Annotated in this window: 17 protein-coding genes and 2 tRNA genes; 5 read left to right on the top strand and 14 right to left on the bottom strand. The window is 71.2% G+C overall.

Annotated elements, in window-relative coordinates; translation table 11 throughout:
• Nucleotides 1-35: 35 nt before the first annotated feature.
• Nucleotides 36-398, bottom strand: a complete 363-nt coding sequence (locus tag OC490_RS28560) for an HGxxPAAW family protein (RefSeq protein WP_262060881.1) — start codon at nt 396-398, stop codon at nt 36-38.
• A 115-nt stretch (nt 399-513) separates the two neighbouring features.
• Here OC490_RS28560 and OC490_RS28555 point away from each other — a divergent pair, with 115 nt between their 5' ends.
• Together OC490_RS28555 and OC490_RS28550 are read left to right on the top strand one after the other, a co-directional pair.
• Nucleotides 514-999, top strand: a complete 486-nt coding sequence (locus OC490_RS28555) for a MarR family winged helix-turn-helix transcriptional regulator (protein ID WP_262060880.1) — start codon at nt 514-516, stop codon at nt 997-999.
• Between the two features lie 156 nt (nt 1,000-1,155).
• Nucleotides 1,156-1,686 (top strand): hypothetical protein, encoded by a 531-nt coding sequence (locus OC490_RS28550; protein WP_262060879.1) that lies wholly within the window; start codon nt 1,156-1,158, stop codon nt 1,684-1,686.
• Here the strand turns inward: OC490_RS28550 and OC490_RS28545 are convergent.
• A complete protein-coding gene (locus OC490_RS28545) occupies nt 1,670-2,626 on the bottom strand; it encodes a phosphotransferase family protein (protein ID WP_262060878.1) in 957 nt (318 codons plus the stop codon). The genes OC490_RS28550 and OC490_RS28545 overlap by 17 nt on opposite strands.
• 80 nt (nt 2,627-2,706) lie before the next feature.
• Between OC490_RS28545 and OC490_RS28540 the strand changes: the two genes are divergently transcribed.
• Nucleotides 2,707-3,453 (top strand): SMI1/KNR4 family protein, encoded by a 747-nt coding sequence (locus OC490_RS28540; RefSeq protein WP_262060877.1) that lies wholly within the window; start codon nt 2,707-2,709, stop codon nt 3,451-3,453.
• Between the two features lie 752 nt (nt 3,454-4,205).
• On the opposite strand, the gene OC490_RS28535 is transcribed toward OC490_RS28540, so the two are convergent.
• The 4 genes from OC490_RS28535 to OC490_RS28520 all read right to left on the bottom strand — a co-directional run bounded on the left by OC490_RS28535 (nt 4,206) and on the right by OC490_RS28520 (nt 5,581).
• Nucleotides 4,206-4,427 (bottom strand): hypothetical protein, encoded by a 222-nt coding sequence (locus OC490_RS28535; RefSeq protein ID WP_019073270.1) that lies wholly within the window; start codon nt 4,425-4,427, stop codon nt 4,206-4,208.
• Nucleotides 4,428-4,627: 200 nt separating this feature from the next.
• Nucleotides 4,628-5,104, bottom strand: coding sequence for a hypothetical protein (locus OC490_RS28530; protein WP_262060876.1), 477 nt, complete (start codon nt 5,102-5,104; stop codon nt 4,628-4,630).
• Nucleotides 5,105-5,222: 118 nt separating this feature from the next.
• Nucleotides 5,223-5,295, bottom strand: a tRNA-Arg gene (locus tag OC490_RS28525).
• A gap of 195 nt (nt 5,296-5,490) precedes the next feature.
• Nucleotides 5,491-5,581 (bottom strand) — tRNA-Ser (locus tag OC490_RS28520).
• Between the two features lie 169 nt (nt 5,582-5,750).
• On the opposite strand from OC490_RS28520, the gene OC490_RS28515 reads away from it, so the two are divergent.
• Entirely contained in the window at nt 5,751-6,221 is a 471-nt protein-coding gene (locus OC490_RS28515) for an SSI family serine proteinase inhibitor (protein ID WP_262060875.1), read from the top strand.
• A 175-nt stretch (nt 6,222-6,396) separates the two neighbouring features.
• A complete protein-coding gene (locus OC490_RS28510) occupies nt 6,397-11,076 on the top strand; it encodes a PAS domain-containing protein (protein ID WP_262060874.1) in 4,680 nt (1,559 codons plus the stop codon).
• Nucleotides 11,077-11,174: 98 nt separating this feature from the next.
• On the opposite strand, the gene OC490_RS28505 is transcribed toward OC490_RS28510, so the two are convergent.
• The 8 genes from OC490_RS28505 to OC490_RS28470 all read right to left on the bottom strand — a co-directional run bounded on the left by OC490_RS28505 (nt 11,175) and on the right by OC490_RS28470 (nt 19,611).
• Complete coding sequence (locus OC490_RS28505) at nt 11,175-12,851, bottom strand: long-chain fatty acid--CoA ligase (protein ID WP_262060873.1); 1,677 nt, start codon at nt 12,849-12,851, stop codon at nt 11,175-11,177.
• 148 nt (nt 12,852-12,999) lie between these two features.
• Nucleotides 13,000-13,638, bottom strand: coding sequence for a SigE family RNA polymerase sigma factor (locus OC490_RS28500; RefSeq protein WP_410099098.1), 639 nt, complete (start codon nt 13,636-13,638; stop codon nt 13,000-13,002).
• Nucleotides 13,639-13,872: 234 nt separating this feature from the next.
• A complete protein-coding gene (locus OC490_RS28495; RefSeq protein WP_262060871.1) occupies nt 13,873-15,039 on the bottom strand; it encodes a lipid-transfer protein in 1,167 nt (388 codons plus the stop codon).
• Complete coding sequence (locus OC490_RS28490; RefSeq protein ID WP_262060870.1) at nt 15,036-15,455, bottom strand: MaoC family dehydratase; 420 nt, start codon at nt 15,453-15,455, stop codon at nt 15,036-15,038. The genes OC490_RS28495 and OC490_RS28490 overlap by 4 nt, the downstream gene beginning before the upstream one ends.
• Nucleotides 15,456-15,514: 59 nt before the next feature.
• A complete protein-coding gene (locus OC490_RS28485) occupies nt 15,515-16,741 on the bottom strand; it encodes an acyl-CoA dehydrogenase family protein (RefSeq protein WP_262060869.1) in 1,227 nt (408 codons plus the stop codon).
• A 1-nt stretch (nt 16,742) separates the two neighbouring features.
• Nucleotides 16,743-17,759: a bifunctional MaoC family dehydratase N-terminal/OB-fold nucleic acid binding domain-containing protein gene (locus tag OC490_RS28480; RefSeq protein WP_262060868.1), complete on the bottom strand. Its 1,017-nt coding sequence runs from the start codon at nt 17,757-17,759 to the stop codon at nt 16,743-16,745.
• The gene (locus OC490_RS28475) at nt 17,756-18,985 is read right to left on the bottom strand and encodes an acyl-CoA dehydrogenase family protein (protein WP_262060975.1); all 1,230 of its coding nucleotides are present in this window, start codon (nt 18,983-18,985) and stop codon (nt 17,756-17,758) included. Before OC490_RS28475 ends, OC490_RS28480 begins: the two co-directional genes overlap by 4 nt.
• A 314-nt stretch (nt 18,986-19,299) precedes the next feature.
• Complete coding sequence (locus OC490_RS28470; RefSeq protein WP_033285529.1) at nt 19,300-19,611, bottom strand: hypothetical protein; 312 nt, start codon at nt 19,609-19,611, stop codon at nt 19,300-19,302.
• Between the last annotated feature and the right edge of the window lie 290 nt (nt 19,612-19,901).

The raw sequence follows: 19,901 nt of genomic DNA, 5'->3' as shown, positions 1-19,901 counted from the left end.
GCTCACGAGATTAGAGGGCGGCACTGACAACGTCCTCAACCTGCGGTTTCTCCGACCGGAACGGGCTGCCGGGTCTCCTCCGTGCGTCCCTCCCCCCGTTGTCCCCGCCCCGCCAGCCGGCACCCGACACACCCGGCGTGCCCGGCCCGCGCCAACGGGTCCCGTACCCGCATCCCCCACTGCGCCCGGTCCCGCCGCCCGGGCGGCTTGCCCCAGCCGTTGAGGTGGAGCGCCCAGGTGACCAGGACGCCGACGACGACGATCCCCAGCCCGCCGCCGATCAGCGTGGCGGAGACCGTACACACCCCCACGCCCGCGACGGCCGTTCCGACGGTCGCGATGCCGAATCCGGTCCACCCGGCGACCGTATGCCCCTCGTCATACTGGTGTGCGCTCACGTGCCAGCCCCCTTCGACAGACCACAGACCACAGATGACAGATGACAGATCCCTCAGATCTCTCACCATCTAAGAAGTTTAGAGTATTAACCTCTCACTACCTAAGGCAATATCCATGCAAGCCAAGCCCCGCCCCGCCGCCACCCCGGCCCAGGCACTGGACGCGATGGACTCCCTCATCGCCACCGCCCAGCTCGGCCAGCAGGAAATGGCCGAACGGCTGGGCCTGAACGTCACCGATCTCCTCTGCTTCGCCTGCGTCCTGAAGGCGGGCGAGAACCTCCTCACTGCAGGCGACCTGGCGGAGCACGCCCACGTCACGACGGGTGCGGTGACCGGGATCCTCAACCGGCTGGAACGGGCCGGTTTCATCACCCGCGTCCCCGACCCCACCGACCGCCGCCGCGTCCGCGTGGCCTCGGTACCGGCCGCGGTGACCCGGGTCGTCGCCCTCTACGGGCCGTACTACGACCGCCTCAACGCCCAGTTCGCCGACTACTCCCCCGAGGAGATCGCCGTACTGGCCGACTGGTTCACGCGGACGTCGACGCTGGCGCAGGACTACATCGAGGAACTCCGCGCGCGGGACCGGGAGGAGTAGGGCGGGGGGTAAGCCCGACCCCGTTGGTGGAGCCCGCTACACCAACGGTTCGGGAGAGCACTCCATCGTGCCCGCAGCCGTACGACGGCATCGTTGATCTCAGCCGGTCAGGAGGACCGGCGCAGGTCGAACGGCCGCCGTACGGAGGGAAATCCCATGAAGTCGCCGCTCTCGCAGAAGCAGGGAAACGCGGGGACCGAGGGGACGACCGGGACCACTACGACCGCTCCCGGTCCGTTCGCTTCCTTCGTCCGGTTCGTGGTGTGCGGGGGCGGAGTCGGGGTCCTGTCCAGCCTGGCGGTGCCGCTGCTCGCCGCGCTGATGCCCTGGGCGGCGGCGAACGCGCTGATCACGGTCGCGTCAACCATCCTCTGCACCGAACTGCACGCCCTGTTCACCTTCGGCACCGGGCGCCGTCCCGGTCTGCGCGAGCACTGGCAGTCGGCGGGTTCGGCCACGGCGGCCTACGCGGCGACGTCCGCCGCGATCCTCGTCCTCCACACCGTCCAGGCCTCCCCCAGCATGCTCACCGAACAGATCGTCTACCTCAGCGCCTCGGCCCTCGCCGGCATCGGCCGCTTCCTGGTCCTGCGCCTGTTCGTCTTCGCCGACCGGAGCACACCGGCCACCGTCGCGATTCCGGTACGGCCGCTGCCGGGGGCGCCTGTGTTCAGCGCGGCGGCGTAAGCGGCCCGCGCCCCAACAGCGCGGCGCACCAACGGAAGTGACCGTCTCCGCCGTCCGAGGAGAACAGGTCGTAGGTCGTCAGGGCGTAGGCGCGCTGGTACAGGGCGAGCGTGGCCGGGGAGTGGTGGAGTTCCGCGGCGAACAGGTGGGTGAGCGTGGTGGTGTGCGGCTCCGCGTACGGGCCGTACATGTCCCACACGGCGGCTGCCACCGCGGCCTCGAAGGCCGGGTCGCCCGCTGTCGTGAAGAACCCGAAGTCGAGTACGGCCGTGGGGGCGCCGGTGTCGTCGACGTGGATGTTGGGCGGTACGAGGTCGCCGTGCACGACGGAGACGAACGGGCTGTCCGGCAGCGCCACCAGGGACTCGACGGTCCGCCGCACGACAGCCGCGAGGTCGGGGACCCTGGCGGCGAGCAGGTCGCCATGGCGGCGGACGGCACGCCGGACGAGGGCGGCGAGCGCGTCGGGGAAGCGGGCGTGGCCCTCCCAGAGGGGGCGGTCGTCGCCCTGGACGGTGAGGCGGCGCATGGCCTCGGTGCCGGGTACGGCGGCCAGGGCGCGCAGGACCGTCAGCAGGGCGTCGGTCTCCCGCACGGGCAGGTCCCTGGGCGGCGCCGCGACCGCCGAGTCGGACCGCAGGGGTGCCCCTGCCAACTCACGTTCATAGGTGACGAGGACGCCTTCGTGCTCCTCGACGGTGAGGATCTCCGGGGTGGCGAAGGGCAGCGGCGCCGGGTGCCGGGCGATGTCGTCGTAGACCCGCCGTAAGAGGTCCACAGCGGCCGGCCGGTGCCCGGTCCACACCTTGGCGACCGTCCCGTCGCCGAGGCGGTACACGGCACCTTCGACACCGGCGGCGAGCGGTCGGGCGTCTCCGTGACCACGGTCGGCGAAGTAGCGGACCCAGGTGGTGGAGTGCTGTTGACGATGGGTGGTCATGGCTGAAGTAGAGCCGCGTGGAGCCGCGTGGAGCCAAATGGAGACGGTCATCCGCTCTTCGACTGGCTAGCGTCTGCACCATGCCGAAACCCACGCCCATGCCCGAACCACGGCTCGATGTCTCGGTCGCGCTGCGTGGCGGAGTGACCGGTCGGGCCCATGCCTGGGGCTTCCTGCGCCGCTTCGCCGACGAATGGACGGGCCTGCCACTGCAGCCCGAGGACGGCTGCACCGCGGCCGAACTGGATGCGGCCGAGGCCGAGTTGGGATTCCGGTTCCCCGCCGCACTGCGGGAGGGGTACGCGCTGCTGGGCCGTCGTGACGACCTCACGCGGCAGCAGGATCCCCTTCTCCCGCCGTCCGCCCTCCGGGTCGTCGACGACTTCGGCGGTGTCCTGGTCTTCCGCCACGAGAACCAGGGCTGCGCGTCGTGGGGCGTTCGCCTGAACGAGATCGAGCAGGACGATCCCCCCGTGGTGATGGAGGCGTACGAAGGCTGGGTCCCGTTCCTGGACAGGCTGTCCGTGGCCTGGGTGGAACTGGTGCTGAGCGAGTCACTGCTCGGCGCCGGCAGCCTGTACGACGCCTGCGAGTTGCCGGACGGGCTCCTGCCGGACCTGCGGGCGCGCTACACGCGAGTGGATCTGCCGGACCATCCGCTGTGGGCCAGTGCCGCATGCTCACCGCTGCGCTGGTACGCGGCCCCGGGCCGGCTGCTGCGCCGGGACGGAGTGTTCGACCACTCCTGGGTGCACGCGCGCGGACGCACGGCCGCGGACCTGGAGACGATCCGCGCGGACCTGCCCGGACCGTGGGTCGTCGGCTGACCACCGCCGGAGCACGTCCTTGACGGCGCGGATACACCCCCCGATTTGAATGGTTTCGTGAACGAACCGTTCGATGCGTGGGCAGCATCCTTGGGGTCTCGCCGAGGCCGTGGACACGACAGCTGAGCAACTGCCCTTCCCCGACGGGGCGTTCGACACGGCGATGACGACGTTCAGCGCGCACGGGCTGAGCGCACCGGGCGGCTCTACGACGACCACTTCGTCTCCGTGGTCACTGTCAAGAACCGCGAGGTGACGTACTGGCGCGACCACAGGGATCCGGTCGCCGTCTTCCGTGCCGTCGGACGGCTGGCGAGGGATCAGTGAAAGATCGCTACCGCTGGGGAACTGGCCCGTGGTTGACGGACGGACGAGGTAGACGGGCTTCACCGGACATGGCCGGACATGACCGTGCAAGCCCGGTCCACCGCCGGAAACCCGATTCCGCTCCGGAAGCCCGGCCCGCCGTGACCGACGCGTCGGCACCCGTGGCCGGCCCGTCTTTCCTAGCCCGCCCGGCGGTAAGCCTCGTCCAGCTCCGAGAACGATGCCGGCCCGTCGTCGAGCGGCAGCGTCTCGTCGTCCCCGAAATCAGGGGCCTGGAAGGGGTTCGTCGCCGGAGGGGGCGATCCCGCGTTGGCATGGCGGGACGCCCCTTCCGGGGCGGAGAACAGCGAGGTCAGTTCGATGAGAGGTCTCCCGTTCGTTACAGGCCGCCAGGACCTGGTGTGCCGTGACCGGGCACTGCGGTCCTACAGCTTGCTCATCTTGGCGTACGGACTCAGGATGCGCTCCTGAACCGACCCGAAGTCGACGAGCACCGCGATTCCGTCCTCGATGCCGATGACCCGGCCGAGGCCGTACATGTCGTGTGTCACCTGGTCGCCCACGGCGAAATGCTTGGGGGCCGCCGCGGCCGGTGCCTTGAAGGGACTGGTGGGCAGATAGCGCTTCGGTGCAGCTGGCTTTGTCATTGCTTCCAGTATGGGCCTAGACACGCCTCTCGCTGAGGCCGTCCGCATCGCTTGTTCATCACAACCTGGTGGACGACCCCCTGGACGACCTCGCCGAGCGCCCGAAATCATGTGAGCAACGTCACTTTGGGGTAGGAGTGGGTGGGTGTGCGACAGGTGCGGGTGCCTGACGGTCGCGGGCGTTGCCGTCAGGGTTGCCGTCAGTCGCGGGTGGCTCCGGCGGGCCACAGGACCCGTACGGGTACGCCGGTGCGCCGCGCGTACGTCACCACGTCGGCGGTACCGCCGTGGCCGCGCGCGGGCTGCCCGTCCCAGACGGCGAGCAGCTCGTCGACCATCCCGACCAGGACCTCGCTGCCGACCATGTAGGCGTGGGAGTCGGAGTCCGTCAGCCCGGTCTCGTGCACCTCGGACGCCCGGCGCACGAGGTCGTCGTAGACCGCGTGGTGCCAATCCGGCAGCGACGCACGGTACTTCCCGGCCGGTACGACGATTTCGAGCGAGCCGCCGTGCTCAAGGATCGCCCGGGCGAACCATGCGTCGGGGCCGTCCGCGACGCAGGAGACGCCGACGAGGCCGGTCGCGGGGCAGGCGCTCACGGCCTCCCGGATGGCCGCGGTGACCGATCGCTCCGTGTCGACGGGCAGTCCTCGGTGGCCGGTGATCCCGATGCGCATGGCTTGCCTCATGTCCCGCAGGTCGCCGAGCACCGTCGTCAAGCAACGTCGTCGACCAACGTCGTCAATACAAAAAGTCTAGGGCCCCGTGGATCTCTCCGCGGGGCCCTGTCTGCTGTGCACTCGGCAGGATTCGAACCTGCAACCTTCTGATCCGTAGTCAGATGCTCTATCCGTTAAGCTACGAGTGCTTGATTTTCTCTTGTTTTTCTTCGGCGCTCCCGGCCCTTCCGGCCCGCTCGCGGCGACAGGAAGAACATTACATGACTGCCGCCGCCATGTGAAATCCGTTAGCCATACCCCTTGTGAGCTGCGGAAACGGCCTGAAAACGACCTTGTGGACGACCGAAGCCCCGGTCGCTTCGACCGGGGCTTCGGATGGGGTGCGGAGGCGGAGGGATTTGAACCCTCGATGGGATTTGCGTCCCAAACCGCATTAGCAGTGCGGCGCCATAGACCGGACTAGGCGACGCCTCCAGCAACGACCTCCCGCGCGAGCGCGAGTGGTGCGTGCAGATGATGACACAGACGAGCGCGGTGCCACCAATCGCGCCCTACGGTACTAGGCAGGCGGGCCGCAGGGCAAAGCCGTTGATGCCGGCCGCCGGGTCCGCAACGTCCCGGGGCGGCGGGCGTTAGTCAGGTCATGTTGCAGGTCAACCGTCTCCTCGTGATCGCCGCCGCGTCCGCCGCCACCGTCGGCGCACTGGCCGCGACGCCCGCCACCGCGTCCCCCACGACCGCCCGCACCCTCGCGCCGCCGCCCGTCCGTGACGAGGACCGGTCCGGCGGCGACCATCTCACCGTCACCGTCCGGCACGCGGGCGGCCCGGCCGACGGGACCTTCGAGCTGTACTGCCACCCCGGCGGCGGCACCCACCCGGACGTCACCGGCGCCTGCGAGGCCGTCGGCCGCAACACCCAGTGGGGGAAGGACCCCTTCGCCCCGGTGCCGCCGGACAGCATGTGCACGATGATCTACGGCGGCCCCGCGACCGCCCATGTCACCGGCACGTGGGCCGGACGCCCCGTCGACACGACGTACGACCGCGGCAACGGCTGCGAGATCTCCCGCTGGAACGGGATGGTCCCGCTGCTGCCCGACCTCCGTCAGTAGATGCCCGACGACGGTCGGTCACACGTTCTATGTCACTTCACCGTGCGACCTCCCTCTCATCTCACTCCGCGAGCACAAGGAGTGCCCTTAGACTCCCTCGCGTGACACGTCGTGGGCCGGTTGGCAAGATGGCCTCCGCGGTCGGCAAGGTGCGGTAACAGGGAGGAAGCGTCTCGTGAGCAGCAGGCCATCCCGAGGCGCTGCTCGCCTCGCAGCCATACTCGACGCGCTCCCGGACGCGTTGGTGCTGGTCAACGCCAACGGGACGGTCGTCAACGCGAACACCATCGCGCTGGAAGCCTTCGAGGCGCCCGGCACCGCGCTCGTCGGACGCGGACTGCTGGACCTGCTGCCGGAGTTCGACTCCCGGCTCATCCCCGGTTCCATGCGGCGCCCCGACTCGATGGACCCACGCGGCCGGACCAAGCCGACCCGGATGATCGCACGGCGGACGGACGGGTCCGAGTTCCCGGTCGAAGTGACCAGCGCCAATCTCGAAGACGGGCAGCAGGCCTACGACGGCTACGGCTACACCGCCGACGAGCTGCTGATGCTCGTCGTCCGCGACCTCTCCGGCACCGTCGACACCGAGGCCGAGCTGGCCCGTTCGCAGCGGCAGACCGAGATGATCCTGCGCGCGGCGGCCGAGGGTGTCGTAGGGACGGACACGGACGGGCGGGTCGTGCTCGTCAATCCGGCCGCCGCCCAGATCCTCGGGTACCGCGCCAGCGACCTCGGCGGCAAGGAGCTGCACACCCTTGTGCTGCACTCGCGCGCGGACGGCTCGCCGTTCCCGTACGCGGAGTCGCCGCTCGCCGACACCCTGCGGTCCGGGCGCAAGCACCGGGTGCGCGGGCAGGTGCTGTTCGCCAAGAACGGGGACCGGGTCTCCGTCGACCTCACCACCGCGCCCGTGCGCGACGGCGACCAGCTCGTCGGCGCCGTGATGACCTTCACCGACCGGCGGCCCTACGACTCGCTCGCCGAGGAGAAGGACGCCGCCGACAAGCTGCACCGGGACGAGCTGGAGCGGATCGACGAGGAGCACGCCTCCGAACTGACCTCCCTGCGCCAGAAGCACATCACCGAGGTCGAGGAGCTCCAGGAGCAGCACGACGAGGAGCTCGCGGCGAACGAGGAGCGGTACGCCGCGCTCGGGGAGCGGGAGAAGGACCGGTACGAGGAACTCGCCGCGCGGCACGAGCAGTTGCTCACGCTGCTCGGGCGTTCGCTGCGCGGCCCCCTCGACGAACTGCGCCGGGAACTGGCCGCGTTGGCCGCCGACGACGCCGGGCAGCTGTGGCCCGAGGCCAACCAGGTCCTTCATCACCTGTCGGCCGGTTACTCGCGCATCACCCAGCTCATCGACAACGTGCTCGGCTATCAGCGGCTGGAGACCGGGGTCGAGGAGATCTCGCGGACGAAAGTGATGCTGGACGCGGTCGTCGCCGCCGGTGTCGACGGGGCCGTGGAACTGATCGGTCCCGGTCGCGTGCAGTTCGCCGTGCACGCGCCGCCCATCGAGGCCGAGGTCGACCCCCGGCTCCTCGCCACCGCGCTCGCCCACCTCGTCGCGGACGTCGCCGGTGTCGACGCGACCGGCAACTCGCCCGCGTCGGCGGGCGGTTACATGGACAACACGGTCGTCGTGGCGGCGGCGCAGCGCGGTGAGGTCGTACGGATCGAGGTGCGCGGGCCGTACGCCGGGGGAGACCCGGTGCACGAGCCGATCGTGCGCGGGATCGTGCGGGCGCACGGCGGGGTGCTGCAGACGCACGACGTGCCGGGTATGAGCGGCAGCGCGTATGTGCTGGAGGTTCCGATCGGGGGCGGGGCGGGGGCCGTCGCGGCTCCGGTCGCGACCGGCGGTGCCGAACTCGCCCTGCCCGAGCAGGCCACAGGCGGCAACAGCGGGCGACGGCGGGCCCGGCGGTCCTCCGTCGACGCGTTCCTGGAGAGCGAGGTACCGGGCGGTGCCTCCGACGACACCGGCAGCGAGGCCGCGGTGCCCACCGGGCGGCGCAGAAGGCGTGCGGGCGAGGAATCGGCGGCGGCTGCGGAGGCGGGCGGCGACGGTGCGTCCAGCGGTACCGGGCGACGGCGCGGGCGGGCGGCCGAGGTCGGCGCCGGTGACGGTGACGGTTCTGAGGGTGGCGCGGACGGTGTGTCCGAGGGTGCCGTGATGACGGCGGCGGAGCATGCGGCCGGAACGGCGGCCTCCGGTACGGGTCTGGGCGCGGTACCGCCGGGGGGCGTGCCCGCGCCCGGCGGCGGTGGCGAGCGGCAGGCGTTGCCGCCCGCGTTGCCCGCGGGGGGTGCGTCCGACGGCGCCAATGGCGCTGGTGGTTCTGGCGGCTCCGGTGGTTCCGTTGGCGAGGACGGGCAGCCGACCGGGCGTCGTAGGCGCGCGCTCGCCGCGGCGGCCGAGCGGGCCGCCGCGCAGGAGGCGGGCGCCCGTACGGTGTTCGCGCTGCCGCCGGCCGACGCGGACCGGACGCCGGACACGGGCGCGCAGATGCCTGGGGTCCCGATCGCTCCTGGAGCTCCGGTCGCTCCCGGGGTTCCGATCGCACCTGGAGTTCCGGTCGCTCCCGGGCAGGTTGCCGGTGACGAAGGGCGGCACGACGCCGTTCCGCACGACCAGTCCGACGACCACACTCCACCGCAGCCGCATCCCGCGAGCGCGCCGACCGGGCGCCGTCGCCGTGCCGTGGCCCAGCCGCAGCAGCCCGCGGAGGGCGTGCCGGTGCAGGCGGCGGGCGCGATGGTTCCGGCGCAGGGGACGGCGGGTCAGGGGCAGCAAGTCGCCGCTCCTGGGCAGCAGTCGGTCCAGCAGGGGCCGGGTGTTCCCGCGGGCGTACCGGCGCAGGCCGGGGTCGCCCCCGTTCTGCCCGGGCAGAACACCGGTCAGCTCGCGGCGGCGGGCGACGCGGCCGTGGGACAAGGACTTCCCGGGCAGGTGCAGGGCGCAGGACAGGTGCAGGGTGTGGTGCAGCCGGTCGGCGGGCCGCCCGTCGCCGGTCAGCCGGTGCCCGGCCAGCCCGGTCAGCCGGGCAGTGCCATGCAACTCGCCCCCGCGCAGAGCCACCCCGCCCAGGGACAGACCACCGCGGCCCAGCCGCTGCCGCTCCCGGAGGCGACCCCCGGTCAGGGCATCCCCGCGCAGGCGGCGCTGCCGCAGGGCGGCCCCGGCCAGCCGGTCTCACCTCAGGGCATCCCCGTCGGCCAGCCGGTTTCCCCTCAAGGAGTTCCCGCACAGGGGATCCCGGGTCAAGGACTCGCAGGGCAGCCGATTCCGCCGCAGGGCATCCCCGGGCAGCCCGCGCCCGCCCAGGGCCTTGTTCCTCAGGGGACCCCGGGCGTCCCTGGCGCCCAGGGTCAGCCGGTTTCTCCGCACGGCATTCCCGGCCAGGTGGCCCCGGCTCAGGCCCACCCCGGTGCGGCCGTACCGGCGCAGGCGCTCCCCGCCGCTCAGCCGGCCCCGGGCACCCCCGTACCGGCCAACGGCGCCGGCCCCGCCGTAGCCCCGAACCCGGACCCGAACCTTCAGTCGAACCTTCAACCGATTCCGCAGCCCGTTCCACAGCCGAACTCGCAGCCGGGTTCGCAGCCGAACCCGAACGCCCCGGCACCGGCCGCTCCCGCCGCTGCCGCCGCGCAGGCGCGGGTCGCGCAGCCGTTGCCCGCTGAGGCTGCCGTGCCGGCGCCGTCCGGGGCCGCTGTCGGGGGCGTTGATCCCAACTCCACTCAGGGGCGGGCGATCAGTGTGCGGACGTTGGGGCAGGGGGTGCCGTTCACGCGGCAGGCGGCTCAGGTGCAGCAGCCGGCCGGCACTGCCACGCCTCCGCCGCATCAGGCGGGCGGCGGCGGGCGGCGGCGGAAGCTGGGGACGCGGCCCGAGCCCGCTGCCGGGGCGCCGGAGCAGGCGGCCCGTCCGCATCCCCAGGGTGAGCAGGCCCAGCATTCGATGGCCGGGCAGTCGCGGCTCTCACCGATCACCGAGGGCGCCGGACGGTCGTACGCCATAGGAGCACCGGACGAGAACGCGGCCGAGGGGCCCGAGCCGTTGGACGGTCCCGGTGGGGCCGTCGAGATCGCGGACACGCCGAGGCCGCAGCCGCTCGACGACGAACTGCCTCCCGAGCCGCTCGACAATCCGCGTCGGCTGCTGGTGTGGCCCGCGCCGGACGTGACGACCACGCAGGCGCTGAGCGACCGCGGGTACCGGCCCGTCATCGTGCACTCGCGCGAGGAGGTCGACGCGCAGATCGCCGCGTTCCCGGCGGCGCTGTTCGTGGACCCGTTGACCGGGCCGATCACGCGGACGGCACTTCAGTCGTTGCGGCAGGCGGCGGTGGCCGCCGAGGTGCCGGTGCTCGTGACGGCCGGGCTCGGGCAGGCCACGCGGGAGGCGGCCTACGGCGCCGATCCCGCCGTACTGCTGAAGGCGCTCGCGCCCCGGGACAGTGAGCAGCATCCGCCGCGGGTGCTGTTGATCGAGGAGCACGCGGAGATCGCGCTGGCGCTGACCGCGACGCTGGAGCGGCGCGGGATGCAGGTGGCGCGGGCCGCCAGCGATGCCGATGCGGTGACGCTGGCGGGGCAGTTGCGGCCCAACCTCGTCGTGATGGATCTGCTGCAGGTGCACAAGCGGCGGGCCGGGATCGTCGACTGGCTGCGGGCGAACGGGCAGCTCAACCGCACCCCGCTGGTCGTGTACACGGCTGCGGTGGACGAGGCCGACCTGCCCCGGCTGGCCTCCGGGGAGACCGTCCTCTTCCTCGCCGAACGGTCGACGAGTACCGAGGTCCAGTCGCGGATCGTGGACCTGTTGGCGCGGATCGGCACCAACTAGCCCTGCGGCACGACCTGTTGGTGCCTGTGGTGGGGTGGTTCGCCACCACCCCACCCACCTCGCCACCGCATGGCACCGACGTGGTCGTACTCCGTCGGTCAGAGCTTGGTGACGTCCAGGTCGCCGTCGGCGTAGCGCCTGCGCAGCACCTTCTTGTCGAACTTGCCGACGCTCGTCTTCGGGACCGACTCGACGATCGTCCAGCGTTCGGGGAGCTGCCACTTGGCGATCTTCCCCGCGTCGGCGAGGAAGGCGCGCAGGGACTCGAAGTCGGCGGTGGAGCCCTCCCGCAGGACGACGGTCGCGAGCGGGCGTTCGCCCCATTTCTCGTCCGGTACGGCGACCACGGCGGCCTCGGTGACATCCGGGTGGGACATCAGGGCGTTCTCCAGGTCGACGGAGGAGATCCACTCGCCGCCGGACTTGATGACGTCCTTGGCGCGGTCGGTGAGGGTGAGGAAGCCGTCGGGGGAGATGGTGCCGACGTCGCCGGTCTTGAGCCAGCCGTCCTCGCTGAACTTGTCGGCGGGGCGCAGGGGTTCGGCGTCGGGGCCGTTGTAGTAGGCGCCGGCGACCCAGGGGCCGCGCACCTCCAGCTCGCCCGCCGACTCGCCGTCGAAGGGCAGCCGTTCGCCGCCGGGGCCGGTCAGCCGGGCCTCGACGCTCGCCGGGAAACGGCCCTGCGTCAGCCGGTACTCGAACTCCCGCTCCGTGCCGACCGCTTCGGCCGGCGGGCGGGAGACCGTGCCCAGCGGGGAGGTCTCCGTCATGCCCCAGGCGTGGCAGACCCGCATGCCCAGCTTGTCGAAGGCCGCCATGAGGGCGGGCGGGCAGGCCGAGCCGCCGATGGTCACCTGGGTGAGGGACGAGACGTCGCGGGGCTTGGCGGTCAGTTCGGCGAGGAGGCCCTGCCAGATGGTGGGCACGGCCGCCGCGTGCGTGGGGCGCTGGCTCTCGATCATCTCGGCGAGCGGGGCGGGCTGGAGGAAGCGGTCCGGCATCAGCATGTTCACGCCGGTCATGAAGGTGGCGTGCGGCAAACCCCAAGCGTTTACGTGGAATTGGGGCACTACGACCAGTGAGGTGTCCTGGTCGGTGAGACCCATCGACTGGGTCATGTTGACCTGCATGGAGTGCAGGTAGATCGAACGGTGGCTGAACACCACGCCCTTGGGGTCGCCCGTGGTCCCGGAGGTGTAGCACATCGCGGCGGCCTGGCGTTCGTCCAGCTCGGGCCAGTCGTAGGTGGTCGGCTTGCCGGCGATCAGGTCCTCGTACTCGTGCACGCGCACGTGGGTGCCGTCGAGGGGGGTGCGGTCGCCGGGTCCGGACACGACGATGTGCTCGACCGTCGGCAGCTTGGGCAGCAGGGGTGCGAGCAGCGGGATCAGCGAGCCGTTGACGATCACCACCCGGTCGGCCGCGTGGTTGACGATCCACGCCAACTGGTCGGCCGGAAGACGGAGGTTGAGGGTGTGCAGCACCGCACCCATGGCGGGGATCGCGAAGTATGCCTCGACATGGACCGCGTTGTTCCACATGAAGGTCGCCGTGCGTTCGCCGTCCACCACGCCCAGGTCCTCGCGCAGGGCATGCGCCAACTGGGCCGCGCGGGCACCGATCTCCGCGAAGGAACGGCGTTCCGGCTCTCCCTCACCGGTCCAGCTGATCACCTGCGATGTTCCGTGGACCGTCGACCCGTGGGTCAGGATCCTGGAGATCAACAGCGGTACGTCCTGCATGGTGCTCAGCACGGCGTCCTCCCGGGGCGACATTGCCTACGCGGTAGTAAGGGGTCGCGCTGATTCTGCTCACATACCGCACGGTATGTCACTAGGGACGGATGATCGATCACCCGTCACCCGTCATCCGTCTGGCTTCCTCTGGCTTACGTCTGCCTTCCGTCTGGCTTGCGCCTGGCTCCTACCGGGCGAGGACCAGCTCCGGGTCCTCGCGCAGCTTGCCCAGCGCCCGCGACACCGCCGACTTCACCGTGCCCACGGACACCCCGAGCACCTCGGCCGTCTGGACCTCGCTGAGATCCTCGTAATACCTGAGGACCACCATCGCCCGCTGCCGGTCCGGCAGCTTCGCGATCGCCCGCCACATCGCGTCGTGCAACGCCTGCTGCTCGGCCGGGTCCTCCGCGGCGCCGCCCGTCTCCGGCTCGGGCAGCTCCTCGCACGCGAACTCGTCGACCTTGCGCTTGCGCCACTGCGAGGTCCGCGTGTTCAGCAGCGCCCGGCGCACATAGCCGTCCAGCGCCCGGTGGTCCTCGATCCGCTCCCAGGCGACATATGTCTTGGTCAGCGCGGTCTGCAGCAGGTCCTCGGCGTCGGACGGGTTCGCGGTCAGCGACCGGGCGGTCCGCAGCAGCACCGGCTGCCTGGCCCTCATGTACGACGAGAAGGAGGGGTACGTGAGGGTCGTGGCGGCAGCGGCAACGGTGGCGGTGGCGGTCGGCTGGGTCTGCGCAGCCCGTGCGGTGGGCCGGGTGGCGGGACGGGCGGCCGGGCGTACGGCGGCGGGGCGTACGGCGGCGGGGCGTACGGCGGGGCGGATGCCGGGCCGTGTCGTGGTCCGAGCGTCGGCCCGTTCGGCGGCCTGTGCGACGGCGTTCGAAGCGCTGGTGCAGACGGCTGTGGTCATGGCTCCACGCTATGAGTCATCGCCGCTTCGGCGGATCGGCCGCAGGTCCCGAAGGGGACTCCGCCTCAGGTTGTAGTGGTGGGGCTGGCTCCACCTCCTGAAGGTGGACGAGCGACCGGGACGTACTGCGGGTTTACCCCTGGGGGCTCACTCGTCGGTGGTGAGGACCAGTCCGGAGGTCGGTACCCCGGTCCCCGCCGTCACCAGTACCCGCCCGGCCCCCGGTATTCGGTTCACCGCGGTGCCGCGCACCTGCCTGACGCCTTCCGCGATCCCGTTCATCCCGTGCAGATACGCCTCCCCGAGCTGTCCGCCGTGCGTGTTGAGCGGCACCCGTTCCTCGGCCACGAAGTCCGCCGCCTCCCCTTTTCCGCAGAACCCGAACTCCTCCAGCTGCATCAGCACGAACGGCGTGAAGTGGTCGTAGAGGATCGCCACGTCCATGTCGTCCGGCCCGAGCCCCGCCGTCCGCCACAGTTGCCGCGCGACCACGCCCATCTCCGGGAGGCCGGTCAGGTCGTCGCGGTAGAAGCTGGTCATCTGTTCCTGGGCCCGCCCGGCGCCCTGGGCCGCCGCCGCGACGACCGCCGGCGGGCGCGGCAGGTCACGGGCCCGCTCCACCGACGTGACGACGATCGCCTGGGCGCCGTCCGTCTCCTGGCAGCAGTCCAGCAGCCGCAGCGGCTCCACTATCCAGCGCGAGGCCGCATGCTCGGCGAGGGTGATCGGTCTGCCGTGGAAGTACGCCGCCGGGTTGGTCGCCGCGTACTTGCGGTCCACGACCGCCACCTGACCGAACACCTCGGGTGTGAGGCCGTAGGTGTGCAGATACCGTTGCGCCGCCATCGCGACCCACGACGCCGGGGTGAGCAGCCCGAACGGCAGCGACCAGCCGAGCGCCGCGCCCTCCGCCGAGGGTTCGCGGTGTGTCACGCCCGAGCCGAATCTGCGTCCAGACCGCTCGTTGAAGGCGCGGTAGCAGACCACCACCTCGGCGACCCCCGCCGCCACGGCCAGCGCCGCCTGCTGGACGGTCGCACAGGCCGCGCCACCGCCGTAGTGGACCCGGGAGAAGAAGGACAGCTCGCCGATCCCGCAGGCCTGGGCGACCGTGATCTCCGGGTTGGTGTCCATCGTGAACGTCACCATCCCGTCCACGTCCGCCGGCGTCAGCCCCGCGTCGTCCAGCGCCGCCCGCACCGCCTCCACGGCCAGCCGCAGCTCACTGCGCCCCGAGTCCTTGGAGAACTCCGTCGCCCCGATACCGACGATCGCGGCCCGTCCGCCGAGGGTGTCGCGGGTGCGGGCGCTCATGCCCCGGCCTCCGTCGTCGTCGGTACGGCGACAGCGACGGCGACGGTGACCACGACCGTGCCGGTCACATGCCGACCGATGCCGTTCGTCCCGAGCACGCGCACCGTCGCGGTGTCACCGTCCGTCTCCTCGATCCTCCCGGTCAACACCATGGTGTCGCCGGGGTAGTTGGGGGCGCCGAGCCGTATGGCGACCTTGCGGAGGACGGCTCTCGGGCCGAAGTGGTCCGTGATGTAGCGGCCGACCAGGCCGTTCGTCGTCAGGATGTTCATGAAGATGTCGGGGGAGCCTCTCAGCCGCGCCGACTCCGCGTCGTGGTGCACGTCCTGGTAGTCGCGGGAGGCGATGGCCCCGGCGACGATCAGCGTGCGGGTGATCTCGATTTCGAGCGGGGGCAACTCCTCACCCACCCTCATGACCGCACCTCCTGATCTCACGACCGCACCCCCCGCCCTTATGGCTGCACCTCCTGCCCTCATGACTGCGCCTCCTCACCGACGATCAACTCCCCCAGTTCCTGCAGCACTTCGGCCCCACAGCCGAGGTACCCGTCCAGCTGGCGCCCCCACAGGAAGTGCCGGTGGACCGGATGCTCCAGGTCGGCTCCCGCGCCGCCGTGCAGATGCTGACCCGAGTCGACGACCCGCCGACCCGCCTCGGACGCCCACCAGGCCGCGGTCAACGCATGTGTGGCGTACGGCAGTTCGGCATCGCGCCGCCAGGCCGCCTCGTACGCCGTCACACGTATCGCCTCGATGTCCATGTACGCGTCGGCGGCCCGGAGTTGGACCGCCTGCCGGGTGGCCAGCGGACGCCCGAACTGCTCCCGCGCGTTGACATGCGCCACGGCCCGCGCGAGCGACCCCGCGCAGACCCCCGCCTGAAGACCGGCGAAGGCGGTACGGGCGGTGGCCAGGACGTCGGCGTGGGCGGAGGCCGGGACGTCGGCATGGGCGGAGGCCGGGACATCGGCGTGGGCGGAGGCCGGGACATCGGCTTGAGGGGCGGCCAGGACATCGGCATAGGCGGAGGCCGGGACTTCGGCTTGAGGGGCGGCCAGGACATCGGCATGGGCGGAGGCCGGGACTTCGGCTTGAGGGGCGGCCAGGACATCGGCATGGGCCTCCGTGGCACCGAGCCGTTCCGCCGTCGCGCCGTCGAGTGTCAGCCGCCCCGCCGACCAGGGTGCCGTGAGCTCGACCGGTTCGATGAGCGTGGCATCCGTGACCGGCGTCAGCCACAACTCCCCGTGTTCGTCGGCGACAAGGACATGCGTGGCGTCGCGCAGCCAGGGGACGACAGGGACCGTACCGGTCAACTGACCCTGCGCAGAGGCCCGTACACCCCCCTGCGCCGGAAACGCCCCGCACACCACCACAGACCCGTCCCCGATGCCCGGCAACAACCGCTCCCGCTGCTCGGCGGAACCGTGTGCCGTCACCGCCAACAGCCCGTACACGCACGTCGAGGCGAAGGGCACCTGGGCCGTCGTCCGCCCCTGTTCCTCCAGGAGGAGGACAAGGCCGAGCAGGCCCAACTCCGCTACGGCGCCCACCAGTCCCGCGGCGCACAGCGCCTTCCACAACTCGGGGTCGCTGCCCGTCCCGGCCGCCGCGAGCCGCTCGGGTGTCGCGAGGTCGCCGAAAATCCGGGCGGCCAGATCACGGGCCGCCGCCTGCTCCTCGGTCGGCGTGAAGTCCATGTCAGCCCGCCCCGCCCTCTCGGCCTTCGAGAACCCGGAAGACGGGGAGCACCAACGGGCCGCCCTCGTCCCCACCCTTGTCCTCGTCGTCGCCCCTGTCCTCGTCGTCGTAGCGCCGGAATTCGAGCCGTACCGGCAGCCCGACGCGCACCTTGTCGTACGGCACCCCCACCACGTTGCTCACGATCCGCACGCCCTCGGCGAGTTCGATCAGCCCGACGGCGTAGGGAGGGTCGAAGGCGGGGAAGGGCGGGTGGTGCATCACCACGTACGAGTAGACGGTCCCGTCGCCGCTCGCCTCGACGGTGTCCCAGTCCGGGCCGCCGCAGGTGTTGCAGCCCGGCAGCCAGGGGTGGCGCAACGTCCCGCAGCTCGTGCAGCGCTGGATGAGGAGTTGGTGCCGCTGCACGCCCTCCCAGAAGCCGGCGTTGTCCCGGTTGACGACGGGGCGGGGGCGGCGGGCGCGAGCCCCTTTCTCGTCCTGTTTCCTCTTCTGCTTCTGTCGCTGCCGCGCGGGGGCGTACTTGAGGATGCGGAAGCGGTGGGTGCCGACGAGGTCCTGGCCCACCCGGACGTCCATGCGCGTCGTGACGAAGTACCCCGTGCCCAGCTTCGTCGTCTTGCGGTCCGAGACCGACTCGATCACCGCGTCGAAGGTGACCTCGTCCCCCGGCCGCAGGGGTCGTAGGTACTCCTGCTCGCAGTCGGTGGCCACCACCGAGGTGCAGCCCGCCTCGTCGAGCAGGTCGAACAGCTCGTCGTAGGCCCCCGTGCGTCCCGAGTGCCCGGAGAGGCCGCCCATGGTCCAGGCCTGGAGCATGGTGGGCGGGGCGACGGCGTCCGGGCCCGTGTACGCCGGATTCGTGTCGCCCATCGCCTCGCACCAGTGCCGGATCATCGGCTCGTTGACGGCGTCCTTGCCCGCGCCCGCGACGGCGGCCGGACGCCCTTCGAACTCCTTGAGCCGCGCCCCCAGTTCGTCCACGACCGCTGCGCTCACCGCCGACTCGCCTGTCACCGCCGCCCCCTGGTCATCCCGAGCCGCATCGTCGCGACGATCTCCCGCTGCACCTCGCTCACCCCGCCCCCGAAAGTGTTGATCTGCGCTGCCCTGTTCAACCGCTCCAGCTCGCCGTCCCCGAAGACCCCTGGCGACCCCGAACGCACCATCCCCGTCAGTCCTGTTGACCCGCCTGGTCCGGCCGATCCGCCGCCCGCCCCGGCGACGTGCTGACATATCTGGTACACCGCCACCGTCGATTCGGTTCCCATGACTTTCACGCCGCTCGCGTCGCCGGGCGCCAGCCGGCCCGCTCCCACGTCGCCCACCAGGCGCCAGTTGAGCAGGCGGGTCGCCGCCAGCCGGGCGTGCGCCTCGGCCAACTCCGCCCGCACCCAGGGCTCGTCGGCCCGGCGCCTGCCCGTCACCGGATCAGGTGTGCGGGCGGCGGTCAGCGCGGCCGTGTAGAAGTCCTCGGCCTGCATGCCGGTCGCGGCGAGGGCGACCCGCTCGTGGTTGAGCTGGTTGGTGATGAGCGACCAGCCCTCGTTCTCCGCGCCGACGAGGTTGCCCGCCGGGACGCGGACGCCGTCGTAGTACGTGGCCGTCGTCCGCTGCCCGCCCACCGTGTCGATCGGGGTCCACGAGAAGCCGGGCGCGTCGGTCGGGACGAGGATGATCGAGATGCCGCGGTGCTTGGGGGCCTCGGGGTCGGTGCGGCAGGCGAGCCAGATCCAGTCGGCGTTGTGGGCGTTGGAGGTGAAGATCTTCTGCCCGTCGATCAGCCAGCCCCGGCCGTCCCTCTCACCCTGCTCATCCCTCTCGTCCCGCACCGCCCGGGTCCGCAGCGACGCGAGATCCGTGCCGGCCGACGGTTCGCTGTAGCCGATCGCGAAGACGAGTTCCCCGCGCAGAATGCCCGGCAGCAGGGCCGCCTTCTGTCCCTCGCTGCCGTACTTCATCAGCGTCGGCCCGACGGTGTTCAGGGTGACCATCGAGACGGGCGCGTTCGCCCGGTAGGCCTCGTCGAAGAACACGAACTGCTCGTCCGCGCCGCGCCCTTGACCGCCGTACTCGACCGGCCAGCCGAGCCCGAGCCACCCGTCGCCGCCGATCCGGCGCAGCAAGTCCCGCTGTCCCTGGGGGTCGTCCGCGCGGGGTGGTCCGTCCGGCATCAACGCGGCGAAGTACGCCCGGAGTTCGGCGCGCAACCGCTGCTGGCGGAAGGTGGGGGCGAGGTGCACGACGCGGACCTCCGGGTCGTCGTAGTCGTACGGAGTGGTCGTCATGGTCGTACCGACGCGGGTTTCTGACTGTCCGTCAGATGCCGTGGACTGTCAAGGTCGTTCCCACGCGGACACCTCGCAGCCGCCCTGCATCCATGCACACGCGCGTGGCCCCCGAAAAACGGCTCCGCAAAGGGCTCAACGGCACGCGAAAAACGTCTGCGCGGTGGCACCGAAGCACCACCGCGCAGACGCGTTACGACCCCACAGAGCACACCTCACACACCCTCAGACGCCCCGGCGCATCCCCGCGCGGGAGTCGTCGGGCACGGCTACCAGAAGTTGGCGAAGTTGACGGCGACGTTCGAGTTCCCCTGGTTGATGGCGGTGAACGCGGATCCGTTGACCTGGGCGGTGTTGCTCTGGTTCGAGGCCCCGGAGCCGACCGCCTGCTGCTGTGTGGTGGACGAGTTGCCCTTGTTGTCGTGCCCGACCCCGCTGCCGCTGACGGTCGCCACACCCGCGTTCGATCCGTTGCCCGCGATGGCGCCGTTGTCCGCCGCCGCGACGCCGGTGAAGAGAGCGGCTGCCAGCGGGAGGGCGGAGACGGCGGCGATGACGCGGGCGGTACGGATGCTTGCCATGTTGTTCCTCCAGAACAGGGTACGTAGCGGCTGCTGAGCCGAACGCACAGGAAGTACAGCTTCAAATACGGCTTCCACCAGGGCAGTTGGCCGACCGCCCCGGTGTGGTGCACGACGTCGCGAGACCAGAGTTGCCCACCGAATCCCCGGCGAACCAGGCCGGAAGCGTTTATTCCCCCTGAAGCGTGATGACAAGTCGATAAACCCCTTTGACTGCCCTGAAGCCGCAATTGGGGGCGGTGCGGACATCCCGCCCCGGGTCGCACAAGAGGCGAAGCGTTCCGGCACAT

The sequence above is a fragment of the Streptomyces sp. STR69 genome (assembly GCF_024519455.1).
Classification (GTDB): domain Bacteria; phylum Actinomycetota; class Actinomycetes; order Streptomycetales; family Streptomycetaceae; genus Streptomyces.
The sequence above is the reverse complement of the archived record's forward strand: the minus strand, read 5'-3'. Positions and strand labels throughout refer to the sequence as shown.